Genomic DNA, 24018 nt, shown 5'->3' on the forward strand with positions numbered 1-24018 from the left:
ATCTTAATGCGACATCATGACCGGAACGGTCATATGTTTCAAAATCTCGCGGGTGTTGCCGCCCTTAAGCATGTGCGACACACCATAATGTCCATGCGCACCCATCACGATCAGGTCCGCGCCTTCATCCGCAGCATGGGACAACAACAGGTCCGTCACGCTCACGTTATCACGGGTATCCGTTGCCGCTTTGCACGGAATATTGTGGCGTTCCAGATGGGCGACCAGTTCTTTTTCGCTGGGACGTTTGACGCCTTCTTTTTGGATGGCAAAAATCTCGACCATCTTCGCATCCTGCATGACCGGAATAGCATCGTTTAAGGCCCGTGCTGCTTCGCGTCCGCCGTTCCACGCCACCAGACAGCGTTGACCCACCGTTTTAAACTCACCCGCAAACGGCACCACCAAAACCGGACGCCCACTGTGCAGGATCACATTTTCTGCCAGATCAGACGGGATGCCGGAATAGTTCTTCGACCAGTCATATTGCCCCAAAATCGCAACATCGCTGGTGCGCGCTGCCCATGTCACCGCTTGGACGACCTGTGCGTGGGAGGTACAAAGTGTATTGCTGATCGTCGCCTTCACACCTGCTTCTTCAGCGGCCGCTTTAAACGTGGCCTCGGCCTCAATCGCCAATTTGCGCAAGGTGTCATCAACAGGGTGGTTCCCCACAATTGCGGACATATTCGGATTAGTCTGGCAAAAAACGGCGGAAATAATCGCGTCTGACTTTTTTGCCATATCCAACGCAATCTTGGTCCGCTTCTCGCAATGCTCGGTTGCATCCAGATGCAATAAAATATGCTTGAACGCCATAAGGCTTACCCCTTCCCTGTATGGTCTGATAATTTTTCACTCTTCCTCCCATAGCATAGGCGTTTGAAAGAATGCCGTTTTTTTCCTTTCTTTCTAAGGATTTACCGAACCTTCACAATAACTTAACATTTCTTTGCATTTGAAAGATGACAGACCCTTTATAACTGTGGCAAAACTGTACTTTATTCTAACGATAGGACGCATACCCGTGGCACCATTTGTCAATGACGCTGCTTTATTTACGGTTAGTCAGAAAGCTATTTTAAAAGATAAAAAAGGCCGCATCCTGATGATGGAAAAGTCTGGTAAAGGTCACTGGGATTTACCCGGTGGCAAACTGGACGACGGCGAAGACATGCGCGAGGGCATCGCGCGCGAAATCGTCGAGGAAACTGGTCTGGAGAAAGTCGAGATTGGTCCCATCATCTACGCGGGTCGCCGTGGCTTTGAAGAAGCCGGCAAACCCGAACGCGTGATGCTGTTTTACGCTTGTGACACCGAGCAGAAATTCGAAAAAATCAAACTGTCGGACGAACATAACAACTGGCGACTGTTCGACGCGGAAGATCTTAAAAATGAAAAAAAATACGAGATCAATCCCATCGTTCGCGCCGCTTTAAACGTCGCATTTAAACTTAAGTAACCTAACATCGCGGGGAATAGGTTTTATGAACAACCAAGTCGAGATCGAACGTAAATTTCTAGTCATTGCTGATGGTTGGAAAAATGAACAAACCGCCCAAAAAATTGCACAGGGCTACATCAGTAATGACAAAGAAAACAGTTCTGTCGTCCGCGTTCGCACAAAAGGGGAAAAAAGCTTCCTCACCATTAAGGCGGATCGTGGGCAGATCGAACGACTTGAGTTTGAATATGAAATCCCCAACGAAGATTGCACCCTGATGTTGGAGCAACTGTGCGGTGATGCGATCCAAAAGACCCGCTATAAAGTGGAGTTTGCGGGCAACACGTGGGAAATTGACGAATTTCACGGGGTCAATGACGGACTGATCATGGCAGAGATTGAGCTGGATAGCCCGGACCAACCCTTTGAAAAGCCCGATTGGGCCGGTCCTGAAGTCAGCCATGACAGCCGCTTTTTCAATTCCTACATCTCGGAGCACCCCTTCTCAGGCTGGGGTGTGACACAGGATGAACTGGTGAAAGAGTTTTCCTAAAAGAAAACTCAATCGCCGTTTTCCACTCCACCATCGGATTGCGCGTCGTCATCGACCTGTGGGCCAGCCTCATTCTCCACAAGACCTTCCTCACTGTCTAAAACAGCGTGCGCGACGACTTTCTTGCGTTCCTGCTTCACCAGATCACGGAACTCCTTTTCAATCTTTTTCGACGAAAAGGATTTAAAGCGCTCGGCAAATTCCGCGCGAACGACAACCTTGCGCGCCATAAACTTTTCCACCAACACGCCCATTGCCAAAAAGACTTTAGGGTCAGAAATACCAGAAGCCAGCATTTGTTCACTGTAACTATGAAGCGTTTCGGCCTGCACATCTAAATCCTGAAAATCACCAAGGTTTTCCTGCAAGCCCTTAAGCGCCTTCACCAGCGCCGCAACCTTGTCTTCGGGATAGAGGGAAGCAAAAAACTCCAGCAGATAGCGTAACTTTTTGCAGGTCTTGCGCAAGTCATGCAGGTCTTGCGCAGGCGTGTCATCACCGATCACACGGCCTTCGCCAATGACTTTACGATAGCTTTTCCAAATGCGTTTATCGGCAAGCTCCCCAACCGCTAAGGCCGCATTAGGCGCGGTGGGGCGGGCAGGCACCGGACGCTTTAAAAATGCGCGCCATTTCGCCATAAAGTCCTTAAATCGCTTACTCGTCAGATCTTCAACCAACTGAAGGCGCGCTTCTTTATGCTTCACCATTAAGAAGTCGTGCAGCGCTTCTAAGTCACCTTGCAAGTCAGAGCGCAACTGTTTGCAATATTTAGGATAATCCAGCAAATAAACATCAAGATCACGCACCGGTGTTGTCACAGTCCCGACCCATGCGAGCTCCTGCGCAAATTTATCTTCCACGGTTTGCGGCAACACCCCTTTCATGCGGCTTAAGGCACTGCGCGATCGACGCACGGCAACCCGCAGATCATGGAGGAACTCGCTATCGATATTTTCCAGCGTGCCGTCCAGATTGCGCTCAATCTGCCCGACCTGATCCAGCAAAATATCTTTGAGTGCCTGATCCGATCGCATGTCACGATCCAAGGACAGGTCCAATTTGCTGGTATAGTCTTTTGGCGTCTTATTGATATTCGTCATCAAGGTTTCAAAAAACGCATATTGCGTGGTCTTGGTCAGCCCCGCAAACACAGGCAAGGTCTTGGCGAAATCTTTTTCATATCCGGCCAGGCATTCCACACGCAGACGGCAACCCAATTCCGCCATCTTGCGGCGCGGGGCGGTGCGTTGAAAATTGACCTCAACGGTCATGCGCACACGCTCACGGCCTTTTTTATCTTCTACGCTGACCTGAATTTGTTCTGACTTTACCTGCGTCAATTCTAAAAAAGCGCGCAGACCCACCGTCTTTGCCAGCGCCTTTTTCATTTTACCGGCAGGCAAATCCGCAGGCCAAACCGGGATCGTGGCAACCGGCAAAGTCACGGGGAATTTGGGTGTTTTACCATCACAGAACAAACGAAGCGACAGATCATCGGCCTTTTCGGCCACCAGATACATATCTTTTTGGCACAAAGCCCAGTCAAATGTATCCAGATAGACCTGTTCTACAGTCTTCTCGCCCGCACGTTTGCCTTGTGCAAGCGTAGCAACAATACTCGCCCATTCCTGCGCAGTATGTTCTTCCCCAAGTAGAAAATATTTTGTTTCCACGACCATCTATTCACCCCAATTCTATTTTGTCATGTTTTTGTAATATTTTACGGGTTATTATAGATTTGTCATGTTACATTTTTAGGTAGATATCCCTATTTCTTGCGCTGAGACTCCAGCTTCTTGGCTTTTTCTTGATCATACCACCAGAACTGCCACGCCGTATATCCAGGGTTGTACTTTGCCCATGTATCCGGGCGCCCGAATTTATCCCAGGCAACGATACGCGCGACCTTCAAATGCCAGTTCGGAATCACATAGTGCCCCCACAATAGCACACGATCCAGCGCACGGGTGCGCATGATCAGTTCTTCACGATCCGGCGCGTTGACAACCATCTGCACCAGTTCATCAATCACCGGACTTTTAATGCCGATCGCATTGCGGCTACCTTGACGGTCTGCGGATTTACTCGTCCAGAAGTCATATTGCTCGTTCCCCGGCGACTGGCTTTGCCCAAAGACTTCGACGGTCAAGTCATAGTCATAGGTATCTGTACGTTCTTTATATTGCGCGGTATCGACCATACGGATGGTGACATCAATGCCGATGCGTTCCAGATTCTTTTTAAAGGGCAGGACAATGCGTTCCCATTGCGGGGAGGCTTGCAGCAAAATTTCAAAGGCCAGTGGCTCGCCTGTTTTCAGGTTCACCATCTTGCTGTCTTTAACGCCATAGCCGGCTTTTTTCAGCAAAGTCACAGCCTGTTTCAGATTGCCCCGGATATTCCCCGACCCATCTGTTTTGGGCGGCTGATATTCTGTGGTGAAGACTTCATCCGGGATTTGCCCGCGATATTTCTCCAATATTTCCAGCTCACGTCCTGTCGGCACCCCGCTTGAGGCCAATTCCGAGTTGGAAAAATAGCTGGTCGTGCGCGAATATTCGTTATGGAACAGGTTTTTATTTGCCCAATCAAAATCAAATCCATAGGCCAGCGCCTGACGCACCAAGGGATCTTTAAACTTGTCACGGCGAATGTTAAAAGCGAAGCCCTGCATACCCGTGCCGACTTCATGTTCAATGCGCAGCTTTTGTATCAGGCCTTTTTCGACTTCAGGGATATCATACGCCGTCGCCCAATTCTTGGCGATATTCTCATAGCGGTAATCAAATGCACCGCCTTTAAAAGCTTCTAAAGCAACCGTTGCATCGCGGTAATAATCAAAGCGGATTTCATCAAAATTATTTTGACCGGCATTGACCGCCAAATCTTTCCCCCAATAGTCCGTGACGCGCTCAAAGACAATATTCCGCCCCGGCTCAAAAGATTTAACCTTGTAAGGGCCACTGCCCAAGGGGGCTTCCAGCGTGGTTTTGGTAAAGTCTTTGTCTTCCCAATAATGTTTCGGCAGGATCGGCAATTGACCAAGGATCATCGCAAGCTCGCGGTTTTCCCCCTCTTTAAAGGTGAACTTGACCGACAGATCTCCCGTCTTTTCCACACCGGCTACATCCCCATAATAAAACCGATATTGCGGATGCCCCTCTTTCATCAACGTGTTAAAGCTAAAGACCACATCGTCTGCGGTCACGGGCTTACCATCATGCCAGCGTGCTTCTTTGCGCAAATGATACGCCACCCAGCTGCGATCTTCCGGCATCTCGATGGTTTCCGCCAACAAGCCGTAGGAGGTAAAAGGTTCATCCATAGATTGGACCGTCAATGTCTCAATCGGCAGGCTGCTGCCAATCGCCGGGATGCCTTTTAACGTATAGCCATTTAGGGTATCAAACGCAGACCCTATTTGTGATAAGCGAATGCTGCCGCCTTTGGGCGCATCCGGGTTCACATAATCAAAATGGGTAAAATCCGGTCCGTATTTGATATCCCCGTGCATGGAAACCGCATAGCGTTTCTCTGCTGCACTGGCACTAAACGTTAACGACAGTCCCAACAGACCTGCCAATACGACCGATTTCATTCCCATTATGAACCTACTTTCCTGAATGATTGTTCTTTGCAATGATATTGGCGGGGTTGTATGATTTGTGCAAGGGGTTGATCCACAAATGCCAATTATCTTTTTCTTTCTCATCACGTTTTTTACAGCACCTGCCCACGCAAATATGGAAGATGCCATCCGCGCGGTGCAGGAAGGCCGAAACGAAGACGCGCTTTATGAGTTCCACCAATATTCCCGCCACGGCAATCCGGTTGCGGATTATTGGATCGGGACCATGTATCTACAAGGACGCGGCGTTGAACAAAGTGTAGAAAACGCCATTCACTGGCTTCATCGCTCCGCAAAGCAAGACTATGCGCCCGCCATGATCGTTCTTGGCAACATCCACTTGGAAGGGCAAACCGGTAAAGTTAATCTGAACCTTGCGCGGGGCTGGTTCAACAAAGCCGTAGAGTTAGGTGACCCATACGCCATGTTGCGCATGGGGGAAATTTATATGAACGGTCTTGGCCTCAAAGCCAAGCCATCTGTCGGCATCAACTACGTGCGCCAAGCCGCCAAGCTCGGCAATCTGGAAGCCAAGCATATTTTGGGCATGGCCTACATGAAAGGGGTCGGCGTTCCCACCGACCCCCAACAAGGTAAGTTCTGGCTCAAAAGTGCAGCAAGTGAGGGATTTGCCCCCTCGCAGGAAGCCTTGCAGCAGCTTTCAAAATGACCCGTAATTACTTTGCGTATTTTTCAACAAACTGGTCGTAAGCCTCAAGGGTTTGCGCACCATAAATCATGGACGGACCACCGCCCATATAAACAGCCATGCCCACCGTTTCGGCAACTTCGTCGCGGGTCGCCCCAAATTTCAGCGCCGCTTTCACATGAAAAGCGATACAGCCGTCGCAACGCGTTGTGATCGCAATGGCAATTGCCAACAACTCTTTCGTTTTCGGGTCCAAAACGCTGTCTTCACTGGCTTTCGCAGCCAATTGGGTAAACGCATTCATGGTTTCCGGGATTGCGCCACGCAGGGTTTTAATGGCACCTGTCAGGTCTTTGGCAATATCGGGGTAGTTCTTGGTCACGTTATATCTCCACGCTGATCTGTAAATTTAGTATATTCTAATATTTTAAAAAGGATGAAAATTCAAGGCTGTTTTTATCGAAGCGACACATGCGCTTGCGTTTTAAAAATTCCTCCACTGGTCCCATCGGTCTGACGCAACAACTTAATCTCGCCCTTATAGACGCCGGGCTCCCACGTGTAACTCGGGCGGTGCATGCCTGCATGGAGACTACGATGGGCCTGATCTTTTTCGATGGTGGAGGTGTAAGTGAAAATCTCCTCCCCATCCGGGGCCGTGATGGAAAAGGTCACCTGATCGCCTTTGCGTACATGCAAAATGCGCGTCCAAAGCAACAATTGCGGCGTACGAATTGACAGCGTTTCGTCATCATATAGCCCCTCAACCATCCCTGCCGGTTTAGGGCGGGTGGAGGCAAAACCTGTATCCATAAAACTCACAGGTTCATAGCTCAGGCGATTGAGGCTGTCCTCCGACCAGAGAGACTGTTCACCAGCGTTGCACAAATCATTCCTTGCGACCCCGACAAAGGGGTCGACAATCGCCCCGCGCCGTGTGTCAGAAGCTGGGTCGATATATTCCACCTGAAAATGTAAATGCGGATAGATTGTCAAACCGGAATTCCCAACAAAGCCGATCATATCGCCTTGCTTGACCTCATCGCCTTTTTTGACTTTCAGGCTATTACGTTTCAAGTGGCAATATTGCGTCACCCAACCGTCTGCATGTTTGAGGCGCAGGCCATTACCACATTCTTTACGCTGGATTTCCTCACGCTCACGTTTACGGTAATCAATGTCTTTCATCCCGTCGCGCGCGCCCAATACAATCCCGTCAGCCGCAGCGCGCACAACCACACCAGATTGCATATCGCGCAAGGTACGGATCATAAAATCCGTGCCCTTATGGCCGTTATAGGTTTGCTTGCCGCAACTATAGTCTTTCGCTGTCTTGCCGGGGTCGTGATCGACATAATTGCCGATCCAACAATTCCAGCCCAGCTCACATTCCACTGGCAGGGTAAATTGGGGAACAGGAATAGCGTCGTTGGCGAGGGCTTTTCCAAACCAGCCAACACACAGAAGAAAACAAAGGATTTTAAAGCGTGTCATCATGATCGACGCATTATGAAACATTCTTGAAGAATAAGAAATGGTCGAATTTTCGCTTTGGCGGTTTTTTCTTTTTATGGTTATAGTGCGTTGCACAAGTTAAAATATAATGAGGAATCAGACCATGGAAGAGCTTTACGGCTACACCTACGAAGAAATCGACGAAGGCATGACAGATGTCTTCTCCAAGACGGTTACCGAAGCAGATATCGCAGCTTTTGCAGGTGTATCCGGTGACACCAACCCGGTCCACCTCAACGAAGAATTTGCCGCGGGCACCATGTTTAAGACCCGCATCGCCCACGGCATGCTGAGCGCCGGCTTTATCTCGACCGTTTTTGGCACAAAGCTGCCTGGCCCGGGCTGTATTTACATTTCTCAAAACCTGAAATTCAAGGCACCGGTCAAGATCGGTGACACCGTCGTTGCCCGCGTCACAGCTGTTGAAAAAGACGATGCCAAGAAATTCATCAAGTTTGAGACGATCTGCACCGTTGGCGACACCAAAGTCATCACCGGCGAAGCAACCATCATGGTTCCGTCCGGCGCATAAGACGCACACAAACGTTTATAAAAAAACGCCAGCTCTTCTTTTTGAAGGCTGGCGTTTTTTGTTACAGCTTCTCCAGCATCTCCGAAATGGTGAAGCGTGCGGAATTTGATCGCGGGGTCCATAGCTCACGATCCTGCGCTTCCTGAAAACGCTCCAGCATCTCCTTCAAGGCTGCCGGATTATTCTCTTTCAAAAACGCATAGGTGTCCGGGTCCTGAATATAAGCCTCAAACACCGCATCAAAGTGATGATCGCGCACACAGTTGGCGGTTGCGGCAAAGGCAAACATATAATCCAGCGTCGCCGCCATCTCAAATGCGCCCTTATAGCCGTGACGCTTTACCCCATCGATCCATTTTGGATTGACGACGCGGGCACGCACAACCCGCGCGATCTCTTCCTCCAGCGTGCGGATGCGGGGATTTTCTGGCCTTGAATGATCGTTATGATACACGGTCGGCGCTTCCCCGCCTTTTAAAGATTTAATCGCCGCCGTCATGCCGCCTTCAAACTGATAATAGTCATCGCTATCCAGCAAATCATGTTCGCGGTTATCTTGGTTTTGCACCACCGCTTCCACATTGGACAAACGTTCTTCAAACAGGCCATGGGCACTTTCCCCGCCCGCGCCCTGACCGTAGGCATAGCCACCCCACGCAACATAGGCTTTAGCGAGATCATCGGCGCTATCCCAGCCTTTTTCATCAATCAACGCCTGCAAACCAGCGCCGTACGCTCCGGGTTTAGAACCAAAGACACGGAAACCCGATCGTTTTTCGGCCTCAGCCTCCCCAACCCCTTGCGCCAACAAGGCGGCTTTTTCTGTGCGCACACGCGCGGCAAGCGGGTTAATGTCATCGCCTTCGTCCAGTTTGGCAACCGCACGGGCGGCACTGTCAAACAGGTCAATCAACCCGGGAAAGGCATCCCGAAAGAAGCCGGACACCCGTAAGGTCACATCCACGCGCGGGCGCCCCAAGACAGAATGCGGCATAATTTCAAAGCCCGTGACACGGCGCGACACCGTATCCCATTGCGGCTGCACGCCCATCAGCGCAAGACCTTGGGCGATATCGTCCCCGCCGGTGCGCATATTGGATGTGCCCCATGCGGTCAAGGCCATGGTGCGCGGCCAATCGCCGTGATCCTGCATATAGCGATCAATCATCAGGCTGGCAGATTTCCAGCCCAGCGTCCAAGCCGCAGGGGTTGGCACCGTGCGGGTATCAACGGAGTAAAAGTTTTTCCCCGTCGGCAGGATTTCCGGTCGTCCCCGGGTCGGTGCGCCACTGGGACCGGGGGCGACAAAGCCGCCGTCCAGCCCTTTTAAGAGGCCCGTAATTTCTGCCTCACCACATGCCATCACATTGGGACGAACCTGTTGATTAACATAGGTCATCACCTCATGCGTTGCCGTCCACTCCGGCTTAATGTCAATATCATTACTGACGATGCGATACACCAGTTCCTCCAGTCGTTCCACCGTATCGCCGTAGGTGCGCCATGGGGTTTCATTTTGCAAGACTTCCGGCTTCAACCCACCCCACGGGGTCGCCATGTCGCAATTTAGCGGATCAAAATTCAGGTCCAGATCATTGCCGAGCGCACGGATCAGGGATTGGTCCTGCCCTTCGCCTTTATTGCGCGGCACCCGAACGAGGGCCACGATCAGATCATTCAGCAAACGATCTTGCGGGCTTTCCCCAAAGATATGCAGACCATCACGGATTTGCATTTCTTTCAGCTCGCACAGATGATTGTCCAGCTTGGCAAGGGCTTCTTCATCCCCATCATCTTTACCAATCCCGCAATCTTCATCCAGACCCGTGGTGCGCGACAGGGCGAGGATTTCTTTTTTCAAAACCTTAAGACGGCGCGGGTCCACGCCTGCGGCTTCATAATATTCGTCGACCAACTGTTCCAGATCACGCAAAGGTCCATAGCTTTCCGCACGGGTCAGCGGCGGTGTTAAGTGATCAATGATCACCGCCTGACTGCGACGTTTCGCCTGTGTACCTTCCCCCGGATCATTAATGATAAAGGGATAGAGATGCACCATCGGGCCAAACACCACTTCGGGGAAGCAGTTTTCCGACAAGGCGATGGCCTTACCCGGCAACCATTCCATATTGCCGTGCTTACCCATATGAATGACCGCATGCGCGCCAAACTGGCTGCGCACCCACGCATAAAAAGCCAGATAGTTATGCGGCGGCACCAGATCTGGGCTGTGATAACTCTCCACCGGATCGATGTTATAACCGCGCGCAGGCTGTAAACAAACCGCCACATTGCCACAACGATAAGCTGGTAAGACAAAGCACTCATCGCGATAGAACGGATCTTTCGCCGGTGGTCCCCATCGATCCAACACAGCTTGCTGCACAGAAGTTGGCAAGCCTTCAAAAAACGCGGCATAATCCGCTGCGGACAAGCTTTCGATCACATCGCGTTCATCCAGCTTGGTAAAATCGTTGGTCACACCCGCTTGCAAGCGTTCCACTAACTCATTGCCATGTTCGGGAATATCCGCAACCGTATAGCCAGCCTGCGCCATCGCGTTTAACACATTGACCGACCCTGCGGGTGTATCAAGCCCCACCCCATTGCCCATGCGTCCATCTTTGTTGGGATAATTGGCAAGGATCAAGGCAACTTTACGATCCTGCACGGCCGCCGTTTTCAATTTCGCCCAATTCGCCGCCAGCTTTGCGGTAAAGTCCAGACGGTCTTTGACAGGCTGATAGGTGACGATATCACATTCACACAGATCATCACGTACCGCTAAGCCTTTAAAGGACACCGCGCGCGACAAAATGCGCCCATCCACTTCGGGTAAAGCCACGTTCATGGCGATATCACGCGCGCTTAAACCGTTTGTGCCTTCGTCCCACGCATCCTTATTTGATCCGGCAAACACCACCTGCAAGACCGGACAGTCCGCGATATCAAAGGGCGTTTTGGTTCGTTTTGCATTGGGTTTGGACAACGCAAAGCCTGTGCCGTTTAAGATAACCGCTGTTTCACTTGCCGAGAGCATTTCTTCAATCGCAGCGGCGGCAACACTGTCTTTCAAGCTGGCAGCATAAAGCGGCAGCGGGTTTAAGCCTTGGGCCTGCAAAGACGCAATAAGCTCATCAATCACCGCCGTATTACCCGCCTGCATCAAGGCACGATAAAAACTGATCGCGGCAACGGATTGGCCCTCGGTCCAATATTTTGCGCGCAGGTCCGTCAAGGACAAGGCCGTTTCACCGGGCCAATAAATACCCGCACGCATCAAGGGCGCAGGTTCCGCCCACGCACTGTCACGCCCCATGAGATGATGGGCAAAGTTTAAAAACTCGGTTGCGTTTTCAATGCCACCATGGACGCAGTATTGCCACAGGCGATGGACCGCCCCTTCATCAAGCGAAGACAAATGCGCCAATTCCGCATCCGGCTGGTCATCACCGGGCAGCAGCGCCAGTGGAATATTGTTTTGGCGACAGACCGCAACAATTTCGTCCACGCCATATTCCCAATAACTTTTGCCGCCCAACAGACGCAGCACCACCAACTTTGCCTTGGAAATAACATCATCCACATACAGGTCCACCGACATGTTGTGCCCCATATGCAACAAGGAGGCTAAACGCAGGCTGGGGATCGTGCTGTCGGCCTCATGCAGTTTTTTATGGGCCAGGGCGAGACAGGCAATTTCCGTATCCGCAGCGGACAGAACAACGATATCCCCCGGTGTTTGTCCCAAATCAATTGCTTCGGACCCATCGGTGATGGCGCCCGGTGTGGCGGCAAGAAGATGCATAACTATCCCTGTTTGTCATTTGTCTGTCTGAATACATAGAAAATATTGTTTAGAAACGAAACAAAAAAGACTGCGTTATTTTGCTTTTCAAATATTCAGACTTACTTCAGAATAACAGCTATGAGATGCGTTTTCCTATTCCTTTTGACTTTATGCGGTATCTTTACCCCGTCTGCCTATGCAGACAGTATATATCGCGGTAGTCAGATAAAAGTCGTTTATGCCAATCAATGGGATCCCGTCTCCTACGGGTCGTCTGAGGCCGCCTATGGCTTATTGCCGGACCTTGTAGATAAAACCCTTGGTCAACAAATGGGCATGAAGGTTGTCCACATCCCCGTACCGTGGGGCCGCGCACAAGAAATGGTAAAATATGGCGAAGCGGATGCGTTTGTGACCACGGTTACACCAGAACGGCTGGAATATGCCTACGCAACCAAGACAAAGTTTTTTTTATTGCCCTTCAATGCGGTCGTCCGCAGGGATGACGCCAAAGCGCAAACCCTAACCGACCCGGACGACTTGTCGGCCTACAAAAACGACCTGTTTTGTGATGTGTTGGGAAATGGCTGGGCAAGAAACTTCTACAAAGACCAGCCTGTTCGCCTTTATATCGCCCCCTCTATCAAAGAATGCCTTCGCCTGCTTGCGGCAAAGCGTGTGCAAGGGATTGTTCATGCCAAGCCTGTTGTTGAAAAATATATTGCAGCGCTCAACCTTGGCAGCCAGCTCACCGTTTTAACCCCACCCTCAAAGCTCAGCCCGAATTTTGCCTTTCTGCTGTCGAAGAAATCTTCGCTGGGCCCTGACTTTATCCATGACCTCGATATATTTTTGAGTACAATACCCCATGATCCGACAAGCAACTGACGCCGACCTTAAAGCGATCCTCACCATCCAGCGCAACGCCTTTGGAGAAGAGGACGAAGCCGAACTCGTGCGCAAAATTCTCGATGATGCCAGTGCACAGCCAACCCTGTCTCTCCTTGCGTTTGATGACGACGGGCTGCCGATCGGGCATATTCTGTTCAGCAAGGCCCATGTAGACGGGGCAAGCGCCTTCCTGCTGGCCCCGTTAGCTGTCATACCGGAATATCACTATAAAGGGACGGGTCAACGCCTGATGAAAGAAGGCCTAAAGCTGCTAAAACAAAACGGGACCGATCTGGTCTTCGTCCTTGGGCCACCGGATTATTATCCCCGCGCAGGCTTTAAGAACAATGCAAAAAAACTCGGCTTTGCACCGCCAAACCCGATTCCCCGCCAATATGATGACGCATGGATGGTAATCAATCTGACGGGGACCCAAGTCACCGGACAGGTCAGGGTCTGCGACGCCATTTCCGCACAGGAATATTGGAGCGCCTGATCACTGCGTAAATATAAAGTTCAGGCGTGCCCGGCTTCGTCCAGCAACAGGCGCGGATCAATCCCCAACTGGCCCATGGCGCGTTCCCATTTGGTTTCCATCTGGTTATCGTAAACAATGGCATCATCGGCAGGCACACTCAGCCAGCCATTTTCCAAAATTTCCTGATCCAGTTGCCCCGGTCCCCATCCGGCATAGCCAAGGGCCAACAGGCTTTGCGCCGGACCTTCCCCGCTGGCCATATCACGCAAAATATCGATGGTCGCGGTCAAAGCAAACTTGCTGCCTACAACCACTGTACTATCCTTGATGTAATCAGGGCTATGCAGCACAAAGCCACGTTCCTCATCCACCGGACCGCCTAGATGGACACGAATCTCATCTTCCATGCCATAGGTCTGGATATCAAGCTGATGCAACAGATCCGGAAAGGTCAAGGTCGGGATAACGCGGTTAATCATTAATCCCATCGCCCCTTCTTTGGTGTGGGAACACACATAAATAACGGACTTAGAGAATCGTTCATCCGGCATATTGGGCATCGCGACCAAGAGCTGACCGGTCAAATCAGTGGGTATGGTATTGTTTTCATTCATGACTATCACATAAGTCTCCTTGCCTTTATGTGCAAGCTTTGTCCGTAATTCTGACATATTTTAAGACTAATCAGCCAGACTATGAAACGTTTATTGATCATACTTTCCCTGTTCCTGCTTTGGAATGGATCAAGCCTTGCCCAGTCAAGTGATTGGCAAGGTATTGATAAGACGCAAGTTCGCCTTGTCACGGCCACCACCGCGCTTGGCAAAGGCGAAGACCTGTTGCTCGGCTTGCACTTCAAAATGCAGAAGAACTGGAAAGTCTATTGGCGCAGCCCCGGTGATGCAGGCTATCCGCCGGAGCTGGACTGGTCAAAATCCACCAACCTGCAATCGGTTGAAATGCTTTGGCCCCGCCCCGAACGTTTTGAAGTCCTGGGACTGGAAACGCTCGGCTATAAAGAAGAAGTGGTCTACCCCCTTCTCCTCAAGGTCGATGACCCGACAAAACCACTGGACCTGCACGCTCATTTGCGTTTTCTCACCTGTGCCGACATCTGTGTCCCTGTCGAAGCTGACCTTGCCCTCACCCTTGATCCCGGTGAGGCTGTCCCCAGCGACACGGCCCAGTTGATCAATAAATTTAAATCCGATGTCCCGCGCACAGACCATCAGGATAAAGTCAGCCTCGACAGCGCTGATCTGCACCTGAAAGCCGATCAGAAAAATGCGACCTTGCGCGTGAAACTGGCCACCGATTGGGCGTTGGAAAAACCCGACGTGCTGATGGAAGGGCCGATAGAGCTGGTTTTCTTTAAACCCAGCATTGCGCTGTCTGACGATCGCACAGCCGCCCTCATCGATATCCCGCTTGATGGGCTGCAATTTCTGGAAACTCCGGTCGCGGATCAGACCTTTACCCTTACCCTCATGGACGGGCTACATGCGTATGAGGTAAAGACCAAGGTCACGCCCCAGACAGGTCCGCTTGGGCCTGTTGATGGCTTTTCCCTACCCGACGACAGCCCCTCGGCTGCGCCCGTCAGCCTCTGGACCATCATGGCCCTTGCGGTTCTGGGCGGCCTGATCCTCAACCTCATGCCCTGCGTTCTGCCCGTCCTGTCCCTCAAGATTTTAGGGCTGGTCAGTCATGGCGGGGCCGCCACGGCCACCGTGCGCCTCAGCTTTCTCGCCTCGGCGGCGGGGATTCTCTTTTCTTTCCTTGTGCTGGCGGGTGGATTGATTGCACTTAAAGCCAGCGGGGCCGCCATTGGATGGGGGATTCAGTTTCAGCAACCGTTGTTCTTGATCGCGCTGCTGATGGTGCTGATTATGTTTGCCGCCAACATGTGGGGCTTCTTTGAAATTGGTTTGCCGGGCTGGATGTCCAGCTTGGGCGCACGATCCCACTCCAAAGGGATCGGTGGGCATTTTGCAACGGGGGCCTTTGCAACGTTACTCGCCACGCCGTGTTCCGCGCCCTTCCTTGGGACTGCTGTTGGCTTTGCCCTGTCCCAAGGCCCGACTGAAATTATTGCTGTCTTTAGTGCCCTTGGGGTCGGGTTAGCCCTGCCCTACCTGTTGATCGCCCTGTTCCCCGGTGTCGCCACACGCTTGCCCAGACCGGGACCGTGGATGGTCACCTTGCGCAAAGTCCTTGCCCTTGCGCTTATCGCCACCGCCGTCTGGTTACTCAGCGTCCTGCTGGCCCAGATCGATCCGGTGGGCGTTGGCGTCCTTGCCGGTCTTCTGGCGGCAATCTTGCTGGCTTTTGCGTTAAAAAAACACCTGCGCCCCCTTGCCACACCGCTTGTACTGGCGCTGATCGTCGCGGCCTTCTTCGTCCCCCAGACCTTTGAAAGACAAGCAACCAATGACACCATTAAGGCGGAAACCCTATGGGTCGCCTTTTCCACCCGCGAAATCGACGAACTGGTCAAAAACGGGCGTACCGTCTTTGTGGATGTAACTGCCGACTGGTGCATCACCTGTCAGGTCAATAAAAAGCTGGTGGTCTATCAAGGGGAGACCTTTGATCTGCTACAAGAAGATGATATCGTCGCCATGAGCGCCGATTGGACAAACCCGGATGCGGAAATTTCAGCCTTTCTTGCACGCTATAAAAAGTTCGCGATTCCGTTCAACATTGTTTACGGCCCCGGTGCCCCCGAAGGCATCATCCTACCGGAATTACTGGATCAAAAGGCGGTCGTGAACGCCATCACCAAAGCACGGGGTTGAAAGTGATTAAAGCACTTCCTATCTCTATAATATCTCCAGTGTGATAAACACAAAAGTGGGTGTGGCCCGTAAAGAAAGCCCACCCAAAGAAAAAGGCTTCAAGTTATCCTCGAAGCCTTTTTCACATTTTACATGATCAATGAATTCTTGATCTTCTCGACCCCTTCACGGGCCAGCGCATCGGCGCGCTCGTTTTCTTCATGTCCGGCATGGCCTTTAACCCAGTGCCATTCGACTTCATGGCGGGCCAAGGCTTTTTCCAGATCCTGCCACAAATCAGCATTCTTTACCGGTTTTTTTGCCGCTGTTTTCCAACCGTTTTTTTTCCAGTTGAAAATCCACTTGGTGATCCCGTCTTTGACATAGGTGCTGTCGGTATAGATCGCGACCTTGACCGGACGTTTCAGGCTCAACAGCCCATTAATCGCTGCGGCTAACTCCATCCGGTTGTTGGTGGTTTCTTCTTCGCCACCACAAAGCTCGCGTTCCACACCATTCCAGCGCAGCAACACACCCCAACCGCCGGGGCCGGGATTACCGCTGCAGGCGCCATCGGTATACATTTCAACTTGATTATCGTTGTTCATTTATTTCAGCCCATATGCGCCACTGGTCTCTACCGCCTGATGGAACTTCAGGATCTTGAGATATTCCAGAGGGTCTTTCGGTTTGACAAACGCATCTTTAGGCGTATTGACCCAATCATACAAGCGCGTCAGCAAAAAGCGCATCGCCGCCCCGCGTGCGATCAAGGGCAGGGCGTCCACTTCTTCGGTGCTAAAATCACGGACTTTGCGATAATTCGACAGCAAAAGCTTTGCCTTTGTGACGTTAAAGTCGCCATCGCGCTCAAAACACCACGCATTCATACAAATCGCAAGGTCATAGGCGCATAAATCATAGCAAGCGAAATAGAAGTCGATCAAACCGCTACATTCTTCCCCACGGAAAAACACATTATCGGGGAAGGCATCCGCATGAATAATGCCTTTGGGCAAATCATGGGGCCAGTTGGCTTCCAGATAATCCAATTCTTTTAACAGCAGCTCCCCAAGGCCGACCTGCAATTCATCGGCATGGTCGATACATTGGTTCAACAAAGGCCGCCAATCGTTGACGGACAGATCGTTTTTGCGTTGCTGGGGAAAGTCCCGTCCCGCCACATGCAATTCTGCCAGCGCCCGCCCCAACTCGGCACAATGGACTGGCTTGATTTTGCGCGGCCACATACCGGACAAAAAGGTAAATAGCGCGGCTGGACGACCCGCCAGACGACCCAGCGCGTGACCTTCCTCATCCTTCAACGGCACCGGACAGGTGATGCCGCGGGTGCTTAAATGTTCCATCAAATCGAGGAAGAACGGCAACTGTTCTTCGTTCACCCGTTTTTCATAGAGCGTCAGAATAAACGGGCCGTCTTCGGTCTGGATAATGTAGTTGGAATTTTCCACCCCTTCTGCGATCCCTTTATAGGATAACAGTTTCCCAATGGAAAAACGCTCCACAAACGTTGAAAGTTCGTCGTCGCTGACTTCAGTATAAACAGCCATCTGTTGTCTTCTTTTTCTCTTGTAATTTAGTCGCTTAAGCTTGCCGGTAGCTTGAAGATCACATCTTCTTTGGTGAAGGTTTCAAACTTGACCGTGACGTTATAGCGAAGACGACAGGCTTCGACCACTTCTTCCACCAACAGTTCAGGGGCAGATGCGCCTGCGGTGATCCCCAATGTCGCAACCCCGTCCAGATCATCAAAATTGATGTCGCTTGCGCGCTGCACCAGCATAGATCGCTCACAGCCGTTTAGGCGCGCGACCTCCACCAATCGTTTGGAATTTGATGAATTCGGCGCCCCGATAACCATGACCATATCCGATTTCGGCGCAATCAACTTCACCGCCGTTTGTCGGTTGGTCGTCGCATAACAGATATCTTCTTTTTTCGGCAGTTCCAGATTGTCATAGCGATCCTTCAAAATCGCAATCACATCCTTGGTATCATCCACCGACAAAGTGGTTTGCGTGACCAACCCTAACGGCACATCGCGCGGCAATTCAACCGTTTGCGCCTGTTCGGTATCTTCTACCAAAATAACCGCACCGTCCGGCAGTTGGCCCATGGTCCCGATCACTTCGGGGTGGCCTTCATGGCCGATCAGCACGACCGGATGTTCGCGGTCAAAATGACGTTCCGCGGCGCGGTGCACTTTGCTCACCAACGGGCAGGTCGCATCCACATAGGTCAGGCTGCGACGATCCGCTTCGGCTGGCACCGACTTTGGCACGCCGTGGGCAGAAAAGATCACCGGTACATTATCCGGCACCTGATCCAGTTCATCCACAAAGACCGCGCCTTTTTCGCGCAGGCTATCGACCACGAATTTGTTATGCACAATTTCATGGCGGACATAGACAGGCTTGCCGAACTTTTCCAGCGCGCGTTCTACGATATGAATGGCCCGATCCACCCCGGCACAAAACCCGCGCGGACCTGCCAACAAAATGGTTAAATCTTTTGTCATGATGCCAATATAGAAAGCAGAGACAAAGAGTAAAGCAACATGTTAGACTTTTTTCATGAGAACATTGTCCGCCCTTGTTATTTTAGCCTTGCTCAGCACGCCCGCAGGGGCCGCAAAACCCACCGGCCTTGACCGACCGAGTGCGGAACCGGAAGTCTTTACGCTTGATCACCCCATCAAACGGGCGCAAGAACTGTTGAAACAACTCGATTTTTACAAGGGCAAGATCGATGGGCTCCGCACCCCTGCCCTTGATAACGCCATCAGCGCTTACCAAAGACTCTATAACTTGCCACAAAGCAGTACCATTAGTGAAGAGTTCCTCGCGCATCTGGAAAACATCGGGCGGGTCCGCGTTTTAATCGGACGTTTGAATATGGTGCGCAAGCAGAAACAGGATTCGGCCCGCCAAGCCCTGCTTTCTGATCCACGCACCCGCCAATTGCTAGAACAGAAAAACCGCGAAGTTGCCGACCCGACCCGCGATGTCAGCGAATGTTTTTCCCAACCCTCCGCCCGCTGTCTGCTGAAAGAAGCGGTCGAAAGCTCCCGCGCGGTCTATGAAGATGACTTACGCGACTGGGCGTTAGGCGAAATTCTCGCGGCACAAGTGGCCTCCGGCCTAAGTACTGAGGCAATGGAAACCGCAGGGCGGATTAAAGATAGCCGCCTGATTATCGCCGCCCTCACCAACATTGCCAAAACCCACGCCAAAGAAGGCCAGATCCCGGAGGCTCTCTCCGGCCTCAACCTGATCCCCCTTGCCCATCGCCGTCTCTCGGTCCTGTTAGATGTGGCAGAAACCTACAAAGACGCGGGAAATCATGAGGCCCTCAGCGCCCTGATCAGCCGTATTCTTGCCGGTGCCCAATCTGTTGAAGACCTGGAAGAACGCCTGTCCCTCCAACTGAAAGCGGCAGAACTTGTCGCCTCGACGGATAATCAGCGTGCCTTGCAATTGTTACGAGATGCCACCGCCACCATAGAAAAAGACCTGAGCGATCAACCCAAACTTTCCCTCTTGAGGCAGACCGCAACGACACTGGCAAAAGCCGGTCATCCCAACCAAGCCTTGGAGGCAATGGGGAAACTGCCCAATGATGATACCCGCATCCCCATTCTGATGGCCGCGGCCCGCGCCTTCCTTGAACAACGTAAATTCAAAGACGCCCAAAGCGTCATCGAACGCATTCTGTCTGCGCGTTATCGCAGCATCATCCTATGTGACCTCGCCAATCAATACTGGCACACAGGCGAACGGACCCGCGCGCTTCAGACCCTTGAAGAAGCCCTGAACCTAAGCAACGATATAAAACTCCCCTTCGCCCAAAATTATGCCTATGCGCAAATCACAGCCACCCTCAGCTCCATCGTCGCTGAAAGCGGTGATCTCGTCGTTGCCAAGCAGGCCTATCAGACACTTGGGAAGATCAGCGATGACCGCCTAAAAGCCCGCGCCTTTTGGCGTTTAAACACCATTGCACGTCAACATGGCTTACAACTTTCAGAAAACGATCTGGATGGAGAAACCGATCAGGCCATGGCGGAAATTAAAAGCCAGTTTTCAAAAGCGTGGATCTTGGGTGACTTAGCTGAAAGCCATTTTAATAATGGAGAAACCGAACAGGCCCAAAAAGCCCTGAAACTGGGCCTTCAAACCGTGCGGGACCTGAAAAACCCGTGGGCACGATCACGGGCACTCGCAAAATTCGGTGTTGTCCTTCATCGCTTGGATTGATCCCGCCCGTCTGACAGGGTAAGGTGCACCCCACCGCGTTTTGGAAACCATGGAGCACGTAATGAATAAAACCAAAACAATCCTGAGCCTGCTTGTTGTCGGGTTCGGTCTTGCCGCCTGCGATTCCATACCTTTTATGCGTGAAGATAAACCAGAACCCTGCCCACGGATCACCGTGCTGCGCAACGCGGCTGAACTCACCAAATTTAAAGAAGGTCCGGGCCGTGATTTGATTGACGTGCTTTTTGAAGCCAAGATCACCAACGTTCTTAGCCTATGCACCTATGACGTGGACTACGACACCCGCGAAGGCGAAATTTATGCACAGGTCGCCCCTGTCATCTCTGCCCTGCGAGGTCCAGCAGATAACACACGCATTGCGGAACTGAGCTATTTTGTCGCTGTGGTGGATCAGAACAAACAAATCCTCCAGAAAAACCGTTTCCCGCTTCGCCTCGGTTTCCCCGGCAACCTGACCCAAAACGAGGTAAAAGACGAACCGATTAATCTAACCATCAAAACAGATGGCTCAACAGACGGGGCGGACTACGAAATTTATGTGGGCTTCCAGCTCACCCGCGAAGAATTGGACTACAACGAGCGTCTTAAACAACGTTGAACCCACCGTCCTTTCAGACATAAAAAAACCGCTGTCCGATTAACTCAGACAGCGGTTTTTCTTTTTCTCAGATCACTCAGGTTTCCTGATCGATCGTGCTGCCAGTACCGGCATCACCTGTCGGTTCTTCATAAGCAGGTTGCCCCGGACCTTCATCCACAACCGGTGCTTCTTCTCCAACCGGGGTCACGTCCATTTTCGGGCCGCCTTTGGTTACGCCAACCATGGCCGGGCGCAACAGACGGTCATGAATAACGTAGCCATCCTGCATAACTTGCGCCACCAGACCCGCAGGCTGGCTTGGGTCTTCAATCTCGAACATCGCTTGATGCAGGTTGTGATCGAACGGTTTACCTTGTGCTTCAACACGTTTGATACCGGCTTTGCTGAACGCGTTTTGCAGCTCACGCTCCGTCATTTCAACGCCTTTGACGACATCACTGTCTTTCAATTCGTCCGGCATACTTGCCAACGCGCGGCGCAGGTTGTCTGCAACGCTGACCATTTCGCGGGCAAAGTTGGTCACGCCATATTTCAGCGCATCCTGTTTTTCTTTTTCCGCGCGGCGACGCACGTTCTGTTCGTCAGCAACAGCGCGCAGCCATTTATTTTTCATTTCCGCCAAATCGGCTTCAAGCTTGGCAATCTGGTCATCGGCCGCAAACCCTTGGACGTCTGCTTCCAGTGTCGCATCCTGCCCCGCAGTCTCCGCAGCGCCCTGCTCTACTGCATCATTCTCTTCAGGTGTGGTCTGTGTATTCTCGCCTGACATCTTTAATACTCTTCACTCTTGTTAACCAATTAAACGACCGATTACTTTTGAGGTGTAATCGACCATCGGAATAATGCGCGCATAGTTGATGCGGGTTGGCCCGATCACGCCTATTGCGCCGACAATTTTCTGGTGGGGATCGCGAAAGGGTGCGACCACCATCGAACAACCCGACACATTAAACAGTGGATTATCCGACCCTATGAATATTTGTACGCCTTCGGCTCCATCCGCAAGGCGCAAAAGCTTTAACAGGGTTTCTTTTGTTTCTAAAGCCTCAAATAAAGATTTTATGCGCTCAAGGTCTGCCATCGCAGATATATCATCCAGCAAATGACTTTGCCCGCGCACAATGAGGGAACCGGAATCTTCATTCCCGCCCGCCCATTGCGCCAAACCGGCTTCGACCACATGGCTGGTCAATTCATCCAACTGGGCACGATGAGACTGCAATTCCTTGGTAATTTCATCCACACCACCACTGACGGTCTGGCCCACCAGCTTTGCCCCCAGATAGTTGCTGGCCTGCACCAAGGCACTGGGCGGGATATCCGGCGGGGTTTGGATGACGCGGTTTTCAACCACACCGTTTTCCATCACCATAATCACCAATGTGCGCCCCGGTGAAAGATTCACGAATTCGATATGTTTCAACGGAGAATCGGTCTTGGGTGCAAAAACAAGTGAAGCACAGCCAGACAGACCCGAAATCATGCCAGAGGCTTCTTTCATCACATCTTCAAATCTTCGTCCCTTGGCCGAACATTCCAGATCAATCCGCTGGCGTTCCTGCTCCCCCAGATCACCGATTTCCATCACCCCATCAATAAACAGACGTAAACCGGCTTCCGTTGGAATACGGCCTGCGGATGTATGGGGGGAATGAAGCAGCCCCATATCCTCAAGGTCCGCCATCACATTGCGAATGGAGGCAGGCGAAAGGGCATTTTCCAACAATTTGGAAACCGTGCGCGAGCCGACGGGATCACCTGTTTGCATATAGGTGTCCACAATGCGACCAAAGATATCGCGCGATCTTTCATTCAGGTTGCTTAACATAGGTCGAAATTTAGTACCAAGAGGGCGTTGCGTCAACGCAAGAGGCTATGTTACACCCGTCCTAACTTCATAACCTCTGGGATTATTACTATGATTACGATGGAAGAAATTCAGAAAGTCACCGCGCATCTGCGTAAAACCTTCGGCAACGACAAAATTCGCGTTCAACCGCCGAAAAAGCCGGAACACCCGATTGAAGTCTATATTCTGGACGAATTTGTCGGCGTTCTGCACCGTGACGAAGACGAAGGTGAAGTCTCTTTCGACCTGAACATTTCCATCATTGCAGAAGACCTTGAATAAGATGACACGTCCTTCAGGGCGCGCCGCCGATCAACTGCGCGATATCTCTTTCGAAATGGGCTTTTCCAAATATGCGGAAGGTTCTTGCCTGATTAAGTTCGGCAACACCCATGTTCTCTGTACCGCCACTGTGGAAGAAAAAGTCCCCGGTTGGATGCGCGGCACAGGTGAAGGCTGGGTCACGGCGGAATATGGCATGCTGCCGCGTTCCACCCACGAACGTATGCGCCGCGAAGCCTCCAGCGGGCGTCAGTCTGGCCGCACACAGGAAATTCAACGTCTGATCGGTCGCTCTTTGCGCGCAGTTTGTGACCTGAAAGCCATGGGCGAAATTCAGGTTCGCGTCGATTGTGACGTGTTGCAAGCCGACGGGGGTACCCGCACCGCTTCCATCACCGGTGCCTACGTCGCCATGTATGCCGCCTTCCAGAAAATGGTTGATGACGGCAAGTTGGACAGCATTCCGCTGACCTGCGAAGTGGCGGCTGTTTCTTGCGGGATCTTTGAAGGCACGCCCGTGCTGGATCTGGATTATGACGAAGACAGCAACGCTCAAGCGGACGCCAACTTTGTGTTGACCGGCAGCGGCGGCATTGTGGAAATTCAGGGCACTGCGGAAGAAGACCCGTTCAGCCGTGACGAATTTATGCAACTGCTGGACCTCGCCCAAAAAGGTATCAACGAACTGGCTGTCAAACAACGCGCAGCCCTAGGATTGGAGTAACCCC

General features: G+C 51.7%; 23 protein-coding genes. 11 read left to right on the forward strand and 12 right to left on the reverse strand.

Annotated elements, in window-relative coordinates:
• Positions 1-3: 3 nt before the first annotated feature.
• Positions 4-819, reverse strand: coding sequence for a universal stress protein (locus tag Q397_RS0100255; protein WP_028877708.1), 816 nt, complete (start codon positions 817-819; stop codon positions 4-6).
• A 208-nt stretch (positions 820-1027) separates the two neighbouring features.
• Between Q397_RS0100255 and Q397_RS20305 the strand changes: the two genes are divergently transcribed.
• Together Q397_RS20305 and Q397_RS20310 are read left to right on the forward strand one after the other, a co-directional pair.
• A complete protein-coding gene (locus Q397_RS20305; protein ID WP_051609551.1) occupies positions 1028-1462 on the forward strand; it encodes an NUDIX domain-containing protein in 435 nt (144 codons plus the stop codon).
• Between the two features lie 25 nt (positions 1463-1487).
• Complete coding sequence (locus Q397_RS20310) at positions 1488-1997, forward strand: CYTH domain-containing protein (protein WP_051609552.1); 510 nt, start codon at positions 1488-1490, stop codon at positions 1995-1997.
• Between the two features lie 8 nt (positions 1998-2005).
• Here the strand turns inward: Q397_RS20310 and Q397_RS23685 are convergent, their stop codons facing one another.
• Together Q397_RS23685 and Q397_RS0100275 are read right to left on the reverse strand one after the other, a co-directional pair.
• Complete coding sequence (locus Q397_RS23685; RefSeq protein ID WP_051609553.1) at positions 2006-3679, reverse strand: CHAD domain-containing protein; 1674 nt, start codon at positions 3677-3679, stop codon at positions 2006-2008.
• Between the two features lie 89 nt (positions 3680-3768).
• Entirely contained in the window at positions 3769-5598 is a 1830-nt protein-coding gene (locus tag Q397_RS0100275) for an extracellular solute-binding protein (protein WP_084148865.1), read from the reverse strand.
• An 88-nt stretch (positions 5599-5686) separates the two neighbouring features.
• Here Q397_RS0100275 and Q397_RS23690 point away from each other — a divergent pair, with 88 nt between their 5' ends.
• Positions 5687-6298, forward strand: coding sequence for a tetratricopeptide repeat protein (locus tag Q397_RS23690; protein WP_028877710.1), 612 nt, complete (start codon positions 5687-5689; stop codon positions 6296-6298).
• A 7-nt stretch (positions 6299-6305) separates the two neighbouring features.
• Here Q397_RS23690 and Q397_RS0100285 read toward each other — a convergent pair whose 3' ends face one another.
• A complete protein-coding gene (locus Q397_RS0100285) occupies positions 6306-6659 on the reverse strand; it encodes a carboxymuconolactone decarboxylase family protein (protein ID WP_028877711.1) in 354 nt (117 codons plus the stop codon).
• Positions 6660-6733: 74 nt separating this feature from the next.
• A complete protein-coding gene (locus Q397_RS20325; protein WP_169737945.1) occupies positions 6734-7774 on the reverse strand; it encodes a M23 family metallopeptidase in 1041 nt (346 codons plus the stop codon).
• Positions 7775-7895: 121 nt separating this feature from the next.
• Here Q397_RS20325 and Q397_RS0100295 point away from each other — a divergent pair, with 121 nt between their 5' ends.
• Positions 7896-8324: a MaoC family dehydratase gene (locus Q397_RS0100295; protein ID WP_240475001.1), complete on the forward strand. Its 429-nt coding sequence runs from the start codon at positions 7896-7898 to the stop codon at positions 8322-8324.
• A 61-nt stretch (positions 8325-8385) separates the two neighbouring features.
• On the opposite strand, the gene cobN is transcribed toward Q397_RS0100295, so the two are convergent.
• Entirely contained in the window at positions 8386-12132 is a 3747-nt protein-coding gene (cobN, locus tag Q397_RS0100300) for a cobaltochelatase subunit CobN (protein ID WP_028877713.1), read from the reverse strand.
• A gap of 120 nt (positions 12133-12252) precedes the next feature.
• Here cobN and Q397_RS23695 point away from each other — a divergent pair, with 120 nt between their 5' ends.
• Positions 12253-13002 (forward strand): substrate-binding periplasmic protein, encoded by a 750-nt coding sequence (locus Q397_RS23695; RefSeq protein WP_028877714.1) that lies wholly within the window; start codon positions 12253-12255, stop codon positions 13000-13002.
• Positions 12983-13501 (forward strand): GNAT family N-acetyltransferase, encoded by a 519-nt coding sequence (locus Q397_RS0100310; RefSeq protein ID WP_028877715.1) that lies wholly within the window; start codon positions 12983-12985, stop codon positions 13499-13501. Before Q397_RS23695 ends, Q397_RS0100310 begins: the two co-directional genes overlap by 20 nt.
• Positions 13502-13521: 20 nt before the next feature.
• Here the strand turns inward: Q397_RS0100310 and Q397_RS0100315 are convergent, their stop codons facing one another.
• Complete coding sequence (locus tag Q397_RS0100315; RefSeq protein WP_028877716.1) at positions 13522-14097, reverse strand: YqgE/AlgH family protein; 576 nt, start codon at positions 14095-14097, stop codon at positions 13522-13524.
• 81 nt (positions 14098-14178) lie between these two features.
• Here Q397_RS0100315 and Q397_RS0100320 point away from each other — a divergent pair, with 81 nt between their 5' ends.
• Complete coding sequence (locus Q397_RS0100320; protein WP_028877717.1) at positions 14179-16281, forward strand: protein-disulfide reductase DsbD family protein; 2103 nt, start codon at positions 14179-14181, stop codon at positions 16279-16281.
• A gap of 128 nt (positions 16282-16409) precedes the next feature.
• On the opposite strand, the gene rnhA is transcribed toward Q397_RS0100320, so the two are convergent.
• Genes rnhA through ispH form a run of 3 tightly spaced genes read right to left on the reverse strand, consistent with a single transcriptional unit; the run spans position 16410 to position 18799 of the window.
• Complete coding sequence (rnhA, locus tag Q397_RS0100325; protein ID WP_028877718.1) at positions 16410-16868, reverse strand: ribonuclease HI; 459 nt, start codon at positions 16866-16868, stop codon at positions 16410-16412.
• Positions 16869-17831, reverse strand: coding sequence for a homoserine kinase (locus tag Q397_RS0100330; protein ID WP_028877719.1), 963 nt, complete (start codon positions 17829-17831; stop codon positions 16869-16871). It lies immediately after the preceding gene.
• 26 nt (positions 17832-17857) lie between these two features.
• Positions 17858-18799, reverse strand: a complete 942-nt coding sequence (gene ispH, locus Q397_RS0100335) for a 4-hydroxy-3-methylbut-2-enyl diphosphate reductase (protein WP_028877720.1) — start codon at positions 18797-18799, stop codon at positions 17858-17860.
• Positions 18800-18854: 55 nt separating this feature from the next.
• On the opposite strand from ispH, the gene Q397_RS0100340 reads away from it, so the two are divergent.
• Both Q397_RS0100340 and Q397_RS0100345 read left to right on the forward strand, forming a co-directional pair.
• Complete coding sequence (locus Q397_RS0100340; RefSeq protein WP_028877721.1) at positions 18855-20537, forward strand: peptidoglycan-binding protein; 1683 nt, start codon at positions 18855-18857, stop codon at positions 20535-20537.
• Positions 20538-20598: 61 nt separating this feature from the next.
• Positions 20599-21156, forward strand: a complete 558-nt coding sequence (locus Q397_RS0100345; protein WP_156950596.1) for a hypothetical protein — start codon at positions 20599-20601, stop codon at positions 21154-21156.
• A 76-nt stretch (positions 21157-21232) separates the two neighbouring features.
• Here the strand turns inward: Q397_RS0100345 and grpE are convergent, their stop codons facing one another.
• Together grpE and hrcA are read right to left on the reverse strand one after the other, a co-directional pair.
• Positions 21233-21928 carry a nucleotide exchange factor GrpE gene (gene grpE / locus Q397_RS20335; protein WP_084148866.1) on the reverse strand — a complete coding sequence of 232 codons (696 nt, stop codon included), beginning with the start codon at positions 21926-21928 and terminating at the stop codon, positions 21233-21235.
• Positions 21929-21949: 21 nt separating this feature from the next.
• Entirely contained in the window at positions 21950-22987 is a 1038-nt protein-coding gene (gene hrcA, locus Q397_RS0100355) for a heat-inducible transcriptional repressor HrcA (RefSeq protein WP_028877723.1), read from the reverse strand.
• 90 nt (positions 22988-23077) lie between these two features.
• On the opposite strand from hrcA, the gene Q397_RS0100360 reads away from it, so the two are divergent.
• Positions 23078-23290, forward strand: coding sequence for a DUF3126 family protein (locus Q397_RS0100360; RefSeq protein WP_084148867.1), 213 nt, complete (start codon positions 23078-23080; stop codon positions 23288-23290).
• 1 nt (position 23291) lies between these two features.
• Entirely contained in the window at positions 23292-24014 is a 723-nt protein-coding gene (gene rph / locus Q397_RS0100365) for a ribonuclease PH (RefSeq protein ID WP_028877725.1), read from the forward strand.
• The last annotated feature ends 4 nt before the right edge of the window (positions 24015-24018 follow it).

Origin of the sequence: Terasakiella pusilla DSM 6293, assembly GCF_000688235.1 — a bacterium.
GTDB lineage: Bacteria > Pseudomonadota > Alphaproteobacteria > Rhodospirillales > Terasakiellaceae > Terasakiella > Terasakiella pusilla.

Excerpts from the sequence above, each read along its gene's own strand:
- Q397_RS23690 (WP_028877710.1), top strand. The coding sequence starts at position 5,687 with ATGCCAATTATCTTTTTCTTTCTCATCACGTTTTTTACAGCACCTGCC.
- Q397_RS20310 (WP_051609552.1), top strand. The coding sequence starts at position 1,488 with ATGAACAACCAAGTCGAGATCGAACGTAAATTTCTAGTCATTGCTGAT.
- Q397_RS23685 (WP_051609553.1), bottom strand. The coding sequence starts at position 3,679 with ATGGTCGTGGAAACAAAATATTTTCTACTTGGGGAAGAACATACTGCG.
- rnhA (WP_028877718.1), bottom strand. The coding sequence starts at position 16,868 with ATGAACAACGATAATCAAGTTGAAATGTATACCGATGGCGCCTGCAGC.
- Q397_RS0100330 (WP_028877719.1), bottom strand. The coding sequence starts at position 17,831 with ATGGCTGTTTATACTGAAGTCAGCGACGACGAACTTTCAACGTTTGTG.
- cobN (WP_028877713.1), bottom strand. The coding sequence starts at position 12,132 with ATGCATCTTCTTGCCGCCACACCGGGCGCCATCACCGATGGGTCCGAA.
- Q397_RS0100315 (WP_028877716.1), bottom strand. The coding sequence starts at position 14,097 with ATGAATGAAAACAATACCATACCCACTGATTTGACCGGTCAGCTCTTG.
- grpE (WP_084148866.1), bottom strand. The coding sequence starts at position 21,928 with ATGTCAGGCGAGAATACACAGACCACACCTGAAGAGAATGATGCAGTA.
- Q397_RS0100310 (WP_028877715.1), top strand. The coding sequence starts at position 12,983 with ATGATCCGACAAGCAACTGACGCCGACCTTAAAGCGATCCTCACCATC.
- Q397_RS0100320 (WP_028877717.1), top strand. The coding sequence starts at position 14,179 with ATGAAACGTTTATTGATCATACTTTCCCTGTTCCTGCTTTGGAATGGA.
- rph (WP_028877725.1), top strand. The coding sequence starts at position 23,292 with ATGACACGTCCTTCAGGGCGCGCCGCCGATCAACTGCGCGATATCTCT.
- ispH (WP_028877720.1), bottom strand. The coding sequence starts at position 18,799 with ATGACAAAAGATTTAACCATTTTGTTGGCAGGTCCGCGCGGGTTTTGT.
- hrcA (WP_028877723.1), bottom strand. The coding sequence starts at position 22,987 with ATGTTAAGCAACCTGAATGAAAGATCGCGCGATATCTTTGGTCGCATT.
- Q397_RS0100360 (WP_084148867.1), top strand. The coding sequence starts at position 23,078 with ATGATTACGATGGAAGAAATTCAGAAAGTCACCGCGCATCTGCGTAAA.
- Q397_RS23695 (WP_028877714.1), top strand. The coding sequence starts at position 12,253 with ATGAGATGCGTTTTCCTATTCCTTTTGACTTTATGCGGTATCTTTACC.
- Q397_RS0100295 (WP_240475001.1), top strand. The coding sequence starts at position 7,896 with ATGGAAGAGCTTTACGGCTACACCTACGAAGAAATCGACGAAGGCATG.
- Q397_RS20325 (WP_169737945.1), bottom strand. The coding sequence starts at position 7,774 with ATGATGACACGCTTTAAAATCCTTTGTTTTCTTCTGTGTGTTGGCTGG.
- Q397_RS0100275 (WP_084148865.1), bottom strand. The coding sequence starts at position 5,598 with ATGAAATCGGTCGTATTGGCAGGTCTGTTGGGACTGTCGTTAACGTTT.
- Q397_RS0100345 (WP_156950596.1), top strand. The coding sequence starts at position 20,599 with ATGAATAAAACCAAAACAATCCTGAGCCTGCTTGTTGTCGGGTTCGGT.
- Q397_RS0100340 (WP_028877721.1), top strand. The coding sequence starts at position 18,855 with ATGAGAACATTGTCCGCCCTTGTTATTTTAGCCTTGCTCAGCACGCCC.
- Q397_RS0100255 (WP_028877708.1), bottom strand. The coding sequence starts at position 819 with ATGGCGTTCAAGCATATTTTATTGCATCTGGATGCAACCGAGCATTGC.